The sequence below is a fragment of the Muricoccus harenae genome (genome assembly GCF_009848505.1).
Lineage (GTDB): Bacteria > Pseudomonadota > Alphaproteobacteria > Acetobacterales > Acetobacteraceae > Roseomonas > Roseomonas harenae.
In genome coordinates this window covers 1-2,914 of the sequence record NZ_WWDL01000081.1, presented here as the reverse complement: position 1 = coordinate 2,914, position 2,914 = coordinate 1, and the positions used below count along the sequence as shown (strand labels likewise).

Annotated in this window: 2 protein-coding genes and 1 pseudogene; 2 read left to right on the top strand and 1 reads right to left on the bottom strand. The window is 68.7% G+C overall.

The window, feature by feature from the left end; translation table 11 throughout:
- Positions 1-298 (top strand): annotated as a pseudogene (locus GSE44_RS24930) (ABC transporter ATP-binding protein); the annotation flags it as partial.
- A 121-nt stretch (positions 299-419) separates the two neighbouring features.
- The gene (locus tag GSE44_RS24925) at positions 420-1,883 is read left to right on the top strand and encodes a glycosyltransferase family 4 protein (RefSeq protein WP_159351518.1); all 1,464 of its coding nucleotides are present in this window, start codon (positions 420-422) and stop codon (positions 1,881-1,883) included.
- A 21-nt stretch (positions 1,884-1,904) separates the two neighbouring features.
- Here GSE44_RS24925 and GSE44_RS24920 read toward each other — a convergent pair.
- On the bottom strand, positions 1,905-2,914 hold a 1,010-nt coding region (locus GSE44_RS24920; RefSeq protein WP_328799108.1), incomplete at its 5' end, for an NAD-dependent epimerase/dehydratase family protein.

Sequence of the window (2,914 nt, the reverse complement as noted above, 5' to 3'; positions counted from 1 at the left end):
CAAGGGCTATTCCGCCGGCATGGCCATCCGGCTGGCCTTCGCCATCGCCACCGCCATGCAGCCCCAGATCCTGCTGATGGACGAGTGGTTCATGGCAGGCGATGCCACCTTCATGCAAAAGGCCGAGACGCGCCTCGCCAGCCTCGTCTCCGGGGCGGACATCATGGTCATCGCGACCCATGACATGAGCGTCGCCCGCCGCTGGTGCACCCGCGCCATCCGCCTGGATGCCGGCCGGATCGTGGCAGACGGGCCAGTGGAGCAGGTAATCGCCGAAATGATGGCAACGCCCGGCTGATCCGGCGGCAGTGGCCTCTGCCTGAAAGGCGGGACAGTCGAATCATTTTCCCTACCAGGGTACACTGCTTGTTTTGCAGAGAACGTTGGTCTAGCGGTATGCAAATGGAACGTTTTATCTGATGATACTCTGGATTGATGTGGAGGACCTCTTCCACTACGCGCTGCGTAATCCCCGGCCGAGCGGCATCCAGCGCCTGTCCTACGAGCTCTATGCCGAGTTGCACGCGCTGCTCGGGGAGTCCGTGCGCTTCTGCCGCCATGACCCCGTCAGCAGTTCGCTGCGGACAGTTCCTTGGTCGTCCATCCATCGGATGTTCGCCGGGCTGTTGGAACCGGCGCCGAAATCGGCCCGGCCCGGCCCCGGCGCCACGGCGAAGATCACGACGCGTGCCACGGATCCGGCAGGCTTGGCTCGCACCGTGGCTCGGCGGTTGCCGCTGGAGATGCGGGACCCGCTTGCGCAGAGCTATGCCGCACAGCGCTTGGCTTTTTCCGCGCAGCTGGCCGCGTTGCGTCATGGGACCAGGGCTTTGCGCCACTTCCCGCTGCTGCTGCGCAGCCCCACCGCTCGCATGGGCGAAGCAGAGGCAGAGACGAAGCCAGGAACGCCAGCACGGGCACTAGAAGGCCAGGACATCCGCGAGTTGGCCGGGCCGGAGGACATCCTCGGCGTCTTCGGCTCGCCCTGGTTCCACCCGGACTATGCCGGCTTCATCCGACAGGCAACGGCAAGCCCGGCACGGAAAGGCCGGTCCATGCCGACCGCGCTGCTGGTCTACGACTTGATCCCGCTGCTGCGGCCGGAGTGGTGCGACGCCGGGCTGGTCCGCGTCTTCCGGCGTTGGTTCGAGGGGGTCGCTCCTCAGGTGGATCACCTCTTCGCTATTTCCGATGCCACGGCTCGGGACGTGGAGCGCTGGGCCGCTCGGGACGGCGTGCGCCTGAACCTTCCAGTGCGCACCCTGCCAATCGGCACCGGCTTCTCGGGTCCCCCGGTCCAGGCGGACGCAACGCTTCCGGCCGGACTGCGCCCGGGCGGCTATGCGCTGGTCGTCTCGACCATCGAGGCGCGCAAGAACCATCTCCTCGCCTTCCGCGCCTGGCGGAGGATGATGGAGGAGATGCCACCCGAGGCCGTGCCGCAGCTCGTCTTCGCCGGCCGCACCGGCTGGCTGGTGCAGGACCTGATGCAGCAACTTAAGAATTGCGCCTATCTCGATGGCAAGGTGGTGGTGGTACCCGATCCCACCGATGCGGAGCTGGTGGCGCTTTATCGGGGATGCCGCTTCACCCTCTTCCCCTCCCTCTATGAGGGCTGGGGCCTGCCGGTGACGGAAAGCCTGTCCTTCGGGAAGCTCTGCGTCGCCTCGGACCGTACCTCGGTGCCCGAAGCGGGCGGCAACTTCTGCCTTTACATCGATCCAGAGGACATCACCGGCGCCACCGAGGTGATCCGCCGCGCCTGCACGGACGACGCTCTGATCGCTGAACGCGAGGCGGCGATCCGGGATGAGTTCAAGCCGGTGCCCTGGCGCCGCTCGGCCGAGGTCCTGGCCGCCTATCTCGGGATCACGCCAGGCTGAGGGCGCAAGCGCCCTCCCCGACTATTTCCCCGCCGCCACCCGGGCGCGCCAGTCGGCCAGGACGCTCGCCAGCGTGTCCTCCCATGGCACCACCGGGGCCCAGCCGAGGATCGAACGCGCCAGGGTGGAATCCCCCTGCACGCGCTCGACATCGGTGGATCGCAAGCGCGCGGCTTCCTGGGCCACCTCCGCCTTGATGCCGGAGAGGGCCAGCAGGGCGTCCAGCATGTCACCGATGCGGCGCGGCGTGCCGGAGCAGATGTTCAGGGCGATGCCCGGCGGCAGAGTCTCGGCCTTCGACAGGGCGGCGACATAGGCTGCGCAGACATCCCGGACGTCCAGGAAGTCACGCCAGCGGTGCAGCGCGCCCGTCTGCACCACGGGGGACTGCAGCCCGGCCTCGATCCGCGCGATCTGTCGCGCGAAGGCCGCCACCACGAAGCCGTCCGTCTGGCCGGGCCCGGTATGGGTGAAGGGGCGCAGCCGCACCGTGCGCAAGCCGCGCAACGCCATCTCTCCCATAGCCAAGTCCGCCGCCGCCTTGCTGGCAGCATAGGGATTGGCGGGACATAACGCGGTCTCCTCCCCCACCGGCGTGCCGGCCTGGAAGGCCAGGCCATAGACCTCTCCCGATGAAGCCAGGAGGAAGGCTGCCTGGGGCGCCGCGCGAAGCACCGCCTCGCCCAACGCCACCGTGCCGAGGAGGTTAGTGCGCCAAGCCGCCAACGGATCCCGGAAGGAGGCGCCCACATCGGCGCGTGCCGCGAGATGCAGCACGGCATCCGGCCGCACGTTCCGGACCACGTCCGGCAGCGAGGTGCCATCATCGAGGTCCAAGGCCACCACCTCGTCCACCCCGCGCCCTGCCATCTCCGCAGGATGCCGACTGGCCCCAATCAGCGCCGCCTCCGGGAAGGCGGCACGCAGGGCGGGCAGGAGGTGGCGGCCGACGAAGCCGCCGGCGCCCGTGACGAGGATGCGGCCCGGCTGCACCGCAGGGGCCCTAGCGCATCCGCGCGCGGTGACGGGCG

What these genes read in the sequence shown, in the direction of transcription:
- GSE44_RS24925 (WP_159351518.1), top strand. Translation starts at nt 420, where the DNA reads ATGATACTCTGGATTGATGTGGAGGACCTCTTCCACTACGCGCTGCGT.